Here is a 6051-nt window from a genome sequence, read left to right as displayed (position 1 = left end):
GCTCGCTGGCGATGATGCCGGTCGGTCAGGCGCTCGCCGGGCCTGCCGCGCAGTTGTTCGGCGGCCGGACGGTGCTCCTCGCGGGCGGCTTCGTCATGGTCGGGGTCAGCGCGGGCCTGCTCGCGGTCCCCGCGATCCGCAACCTGCGCGCCCCTTCTCCCGCCTCGCCCTCTTCTGCTTTCCCTCTCCTCCGGCGACCGCGGACGGGGGGCGCGGTCGCCGGAACCGGGCCCGGCCCGGCGCGCGGTGCTCTCAGGGCAGCACCCGGAGCAGGGCGTCGCGGGTGCGGTGGTGCCGGGTGGTCATGAAGCGGTGCAGATGGCGGGAGGCCCAGGCGGTGCGCTGGGCGCGGCGGCGACGCTCCGCGTCGTAGGCCCGCAGCGCTGCGGGCAGCCCGGCCCCCCGCCCGTGGTGGGCGACGGCGCGGGTGAGGGCTTCCGCGTCGAGCAGCGCCGTGCACGCGCCCTGCCCGAGGTTGGGCGTCATGGCGTGTGCCGCGTCGCCGACGAGCGCGGTGCGGCCACCGTGCACGAAGGAGCGCAGCGCCGGACGCAGGTGCCGGATCTCGTATCTGATCCAGTGGGCCGGGTCCGTCTCGGCGAGGATGCGCGGGATCGGATCGTGCCAGCCGGCGAACAGGCCGGGCAGCTCGTCGGCGGTGGTGGCCTGCGGCGCTGTGGCGTACCAGTTGGTGCGGCCGGGCTCCACGGGCGTCATCCCGAAGAAGCGGCCCCGCCCCCAGGTCTCGCCGTGCAGGCCGGCCTCGAAGGCCGCGGTGCCGATCCAGGCGGCGGTGCCGACGCGCGCGGGCCCGCTGCCGGGCCCGAACGTGCCGGAGCGTACCGTGCTGTTGAGGCCGTCGGCGCCCACGACCAGGTCGTACGCGCGCCGCAGGGCGGGAACGTCGTGGACCGGCTCGTCCAGCCGTATGGGCACGTCGCCGTGCGCGTCCAGCGCGCCGGCCAGCGCGTCGATGAGGTACGGGCGCGAGATGAGCAGTTCGGGGCGGTCGAACTTCGCCTCGATGCGCTCCAGCGGGAGGCCGGCGAGGCGCCGGCCGTCCGGCGTACGGATGTGTGCGTTCCGGTAGGGCACGGCGCGGCGGCGCAGTGCTTCGCCAACGGACGGGTCGAGCCGGTCGAGCGCCGCCTGCGCCGAGGGGTGGATGCCGAACGCGGTGCCGTAGCGCTCCAGTGCGGCGCGGCGTTCCCACACGGTGACCCGCCATCCGGACCGCCGCAGGCCGAGCGCGGTCGCCAGTCCGGCGACACCCGCCCCCACGACCACTGCCTCGCCTGCCTCGCCTGCCGGCACGGAGGTACTTCCCATCACGCCTCCCCATGGCACCCTGGCGGCCCCTCGCCGCCAACCACCACACCTGTGGTACCACGTCTGGGGTAGCCTTGCCAACCGGTGCCCCCACCCAGGAGGAGAGCCCCCATCCCCAGGAGGACGAGAGCGCGTGAATCCGGACCGCCGGGACCGGCTGCGGGACGCGGCCCTCCACGTGCTGGCCGAGGCAGGCGGACGCGGCCTCACCCACCGCGCGGTGGACGCGGCGGCCGAGGTGCCCACCGGAACGGCCAAGAACTACTTCCCGACCCGCGACGCACTGCTCCGTACGGTCGCCGAGCGCTGCGTCGAGCAGTACCGCGCCACCATGGAGCAGCTGGCCGCCGCGGGGCCCCCGCCGTCGGAACGCGCGGGCCTGGTAGCGCTGCTGACGGGGCTGCTGGAGAACGTGGCGGGCCCGGGCCGCCCCCGGATGCTCGCCTACCTGGAACTGCAGACCGAGGCGGCGCGCAGACCGTGGCTGGCGCAGGTGCTCGACCCGATCGGTGCCTCGGACTTCCCCGCCTTCGAGGCCGCACAGCGCGCGGCGGGGCTTGCGGTGACGCCGGAGCGGGCGGCCGTGGTCACGCTCGTCCTGCACGCGGCGATCCCGCACCTGCTCGCCCGGGGCGCGGGGACGCTGACCGCTTCGGGGCTCGACGATCCGGCGCTGTTCGTGCGCGGGGTGCTGGATGTCGTCTACCCCGAGACGGCTGCGGGGCGCCAGGACAGCTGACGGGGCCCGCCGGGAGTGGTGCCGGGCCGCACCGGCGGGCTCCCCGCGGTGCGGGCCCCGGCCCGGGCGGAGGGGGTGCGTCCGCTATGCGGGCGTGGCGTTCGTAGCAACGAACAGAATCCGGCCAACCTCTGGTCAACGCGTGACGCACCGGTGACATGCACATGCAATTGGTGGCAGGCTGCCGACCGCATGGTGCGGCATTCGTACGCCAGCACGGCCCTCGGCCGGACTTCCGCACGGTGTCTCGCACTTGAAGTTCTGCCCGGACGGCAGACCACCCATACCGTCCGGTCCCCACGGCAGAAGGAGCCACTGACGTGAGACCCCTCACCTCCAAGCAGCGGATATCCGCCCTCGCCGCCACCGCGGCCCTCGTAGCGGCGGGTGTCACCGCGGGAACCGCCGGCGCGGCCCCCAGCGGGGAGACCTCGGCGAACGGCGCGCTTCCCGCGCAGCTGAGCGCGGCCCAGCACACCAAGCTGGTCAAGTCCGCGAACACAGAGGCGGCCAAGTCGGCCGACGCCCGCGCGCTGGGCCTCGGCGCCAAGGAGAAGCTCCACGTCAAGGACGTCGTCAAGAACAAGGACGGGTCCACCCACGTGCGTTACGAGCGGACCTACGACGGGCTGCCCGTGCTCGGCGGCGACCTGGTCGTCCACAAGTCCGCGAGCGGCAAGCGCACCGGCACCACCAAGGCCACCACCGCGAAGATCGCCGTGAAGACCGAGGCGTCGTCCGCGCACAAGCCCACGCTCGCCAAGGCGAAGGGCAGCAAGGCGCCCCGCAAGGTCGTGTGGGCCGCCGAGGGCAAGCCCGTACTGGCGTGGGAGACCGTCGTCGGCGGTGTCCAGAAGTCGGGCGCCCCCAACCAGCTCCACGTCATCACGGACGCGAAGACCGGCAAGAAGCTCTTCGAGTTCCAGGGCATCAAGGAAGGTACCGGCAACAGCCAGTACAGCGGCAAGGTCGAGATCGGCACCTCGGGCTCCTCGGGCAAGTTCACGATGACCGACGAGGCGCGGGGCGGCAACAAGACCACCAACCTCAACAACGGCTCCAGCGGCGACGGCGAGCTGTTCACCGACGAGGACGACACCTGGGGCGACGGGACGGTCAACGACCCGGCGACCGCGGGCGTGGACGCCCACTACGGCGCGGGCCAGACCTGGGACTACTACAAGGACGTGCACGGCCGCGAGGGCATCGCGGGCGACGGCAAGGGCGCGGTCAGCCGGGTCCACTACGGCGACAACTACGTCAACGCGTTCTGGGACGACTCCTGCTTCTGCATGACCTACGGGGACGGGCAGAACAACGAGCACCCGCTGACGGCGCTGGACGTCGCGGCGCACGAGATGTCGCACGGCGTCACCTCGACCACGGCCGACCTGGTCTACGCGGGCGAGTCGGGCGGCCTGAACGAGGCGACCTCCGACATCTTCGCCGCGGCCGTGGAGTTCCACGCCGACAGCCCGGAGGACACCCCGGACTACATGGTCGGCGAGAAGATCGACATCAACGGCGACGGCACCCCGCTGCGCTACATGGACGAGCCCAGCAAGGACGGCCAGTCGCTGGACTACTGGGACGCGAACGCCGGTGACGTGGACGTCCACTACTCCTCCGGCATCGCCAACCACTTCTTCTTCCTGCTGTCGGTGGGCAGCGGGGAGCGCGAGGTGAACGGCGTGCAGTACAACTCGCCCACCAAGGACGGCTCGAAGGTCGACGGCATCGGCATCGAGAAGGCCGAGCAGATCTGGTTCAAGGCGCTCACCGAGCAGATGACGTCGACGACGGACTACGCGGACGCGCGCGAGGCCACCATCGCGTCGGCCACCGACCTGTACGGCGCCGACAGCACCGAGGTCGAGACGGTCAAGGCCGCCTGGACCGCGGTGAACGTCACCGGCAGCTGACAGCGGCCGGCCGGCCTCGCCAGTCGGCAGCCGGAGTCTTCGAGTCGGCACCGCCGACTCCGATCGCGGGTGTTCGAGGCCCCGCCCCCTCCCGGGGGCGGGGCCTCACGCGTCTTTCCGCCCCTCCCGCCGGCGCACCGCCGTCGAGGCCGCCGCGCACCAGGTCCCCGCCGTCGCGGCCGTCCTCCCGGCCCGCACCACACCCACGGGGCGAGGGCGTCGTTGGACAGGGCGCGACGCGCCGCATCCGGGCGGCGTGCTGCTCAGGCGAGCGGATTGGAGCGCCTGATGACCGCCAACGAGCCCGTCCCCGACACGTTCGAGGACACACCCGCCAAGAGCCGCGACCCCGACTGGTTCAAGCGCGCGGTCTTCTACGAAGTGCTCGTCCGCTCCTTCCAGGACAGCGACGGCGACGGCATCGGCGACCTGCGAGGGCTCACCGCGAAACTGGACTACCTCCAGTGGCTGGGCGTCGACTGCCTGTGGCTCCCGCCCATCTTCCCCTCCCCGCTCAGGGACGGCGGCTACGACGTCTGCGACTACACCTCCGTCCTGCCCGAGTTCGGCGACATCGCGGACTTCGTCGAATGCGTCGACGCGGCGCACGAGCGCGGCATGCGGATCATCATCGACTTCGTCATGAACCACACCAGCGACCAGCACCCGTGGTTCCTCGCCTCGCGACGCGACCCGGAAGGTGCCTACGGGGACTACTACGTCTGGGCCGACGACGACCAGCGGTACCGGGAAGCCCGCGTCATCTTCGTGGACACCGAGGCCTCCAACTGGACCTTCGACCCCGTGCGCAAGCAGTACTACTGGCACCGCTTCTTCTCGCACCAACCGGACCTCAACTACGACAACCCCCTCGTGCAGGACGAGATGATCTCCGCGTTGCGCTTCTGGCTGGACCTGGGCATCGACGGGTTCCGGCTGGACGCCGTGCCCTACCTCTACGCCGAAGAGGGCACCACCTGCGAGAACCTTCCGCGCTCGCACGCCTTCCTGAGACGCGTCCGGGCCATCGTGGACGCCCACTACCCGGACACGGTACTGCTGGCCGAGGCCAACCAGTGGCCGGAGGACGTCGTCGACTACTTCGGCGACTACGCGGTGGGCGGCGACGAGTGCCACATGGCCTTCCACTTCCCCGTCATGCCGCGGATCTTCATGGCGGTACGGAGGGAGTCCCGCTATCCGGTCTCGGAGATCCTCGCGAAGACGCCGCAGATCCCGTCCGGCTGCCAGTGGGGGATCTTCCTGCGCAACCACGACGAGCTGACGCTGGAGATGGTCACCGACGAGGAACGCGACTACATGTACGCGGAGTACGCCAAGGACCCGCGCATGCGGGCCAACCTCGGCATCCGGCGACGGCTCGCGCCGCTCCTGGACAACGACCGCAAACAGATGGAGCTGTTCACCGCCCTGCTGCTGTCGCTGCCCGGATCGCCGATCCTCTACTACGGCGACGAGATCGGCATGGGGGACAACATCTGGCTCGGCGACCGCGACGCCGTACGCACCCCCATGCAGTGGACGCCGGACCGCAACGCCGGATTCTCCTCCTGCGACCCCGGCCGGCTGTTCCTGCCCGTCATCATGGACCCCGTCCACGGATACCAGGTCACCAACGTCGAGGCGGCGATGAGCTCACCTAGCTCCCTGCTGCACTGGACCCGGCGGGTGATCGAGGTCCGCAAACAGAACCCGGCCTTCGGACTGGGCTCCTACGAGGAGTTGTCCTCCTCCAACGCCTCCGTGCTGGCCTTCCTGCGGGAGCTCAAACCCGCCGAAGGCGGCGAGGACCTGGTGCTGTGCGTGCACAACTTCTCGCGCTTCCCGCAGCCGACGGAGTTGGACCTGCGGGAGTGGGAGGGTCGCGTTCCGGCGGAACTCATCGGCGGGGTCCGCTTCCCCGCCATCGGAAAACTCCCGTACCTGCTGACGCTGGCCGGACACGGCTTCTACTGGTTCCGCCTGCGGAAGCCGTCCTCCGCCACCGCCTGAGCCCGCCCCCGGACCCGGTCGGGTTCGGAGGCGGGCTCAGGCGGTGGC

General features: G+C 71.4%; 4 protein-coding genes. 3 read left to right on the top strand and 1 reads right to left on the bottom strand.

What is annotated here, in order from left to right; all coding sequences use genetic code 11:
* Positions 1 to 252 precede the first annotated feature (252 nt).
* A complete protein-coding gene (locus AB8Z75_RS30015; RefSeq protein WP_369207471.1) occupies positions 253 to 1329 on the bottom strand; it encodes an FAD-dependent oxidoreductase in 1077 nt (358 codons plus the stop codon).
* 133 nt (positions 1330 to 1462) lie between these two features.
* Here AB8Z75_RS30015 and AB8Z75_RS30010 point away from each other — a divergent pair, with 133 nt between their 5' ends.
* The 3 genes from AB8Z75_RS30010 to treS all read left to right on the top strand — a co-directional run bounded on the left by AB8Z75_RS30010 (position 1463) and on the right by treS (position 6003).
* Positions 1463 to 2068 (top strand): TetR/AcrR family transcriptional regulator, encoded by a 606-nt coding sequence (locus tag AB8Z75_RS30010; RefSeq protein WP_369207469.1) that lies wholly within the window; start codon positions 1463 to 1465, stop codon positions 2066 to 2068.
* Positions 2069 to 2388: 320 nt separating this feature from the next.
* The gene (locus tag AB8Z75_RS30005; RefSeq protein WP_369207467.1) at positions 2389 to 3990 is read left to right on the top strand and encodes a M4 family metallopeptidase; all 1602 of its coding nucleotides are present in this window, start codon (positions 2389 to 2391) and stop codon (positions 3988 to 3990) included.
* Positions 3991 to 4278: 288 nt separating this feature from the next.
* Positions 4279 to 6003: a maltose alpha-D-glucosyltransferase gene (gene treS, locus AB8Z75_RS30000; RefSeq protein ID WP_369207465.1), complete on the top strand. Its 1725-nt coding sequence runs from the start codon at positions 4279 to 4281 to the stop codon at positions 6001 to 6003.
* Positions 6004 to 6051 lie beyond the last annotated feature (48 nt).

Origin of the sequence: Streptomyces sp. PU-14G (genome assembly GCF_041028275.1) — a bacterium.
In the GTDB taxonomy this organism is placed as follows: domain Bacteria; phylum Actinomycetota; class Actinomycetes; order Streptomycetales; family Streptomycetaceae; genus Streptomyces.
The sequence above is the reverse complement of the archived record's forward strand: the minus strand, read 5'-3'. Positions and strand labels throughout refer to the sequence as shown.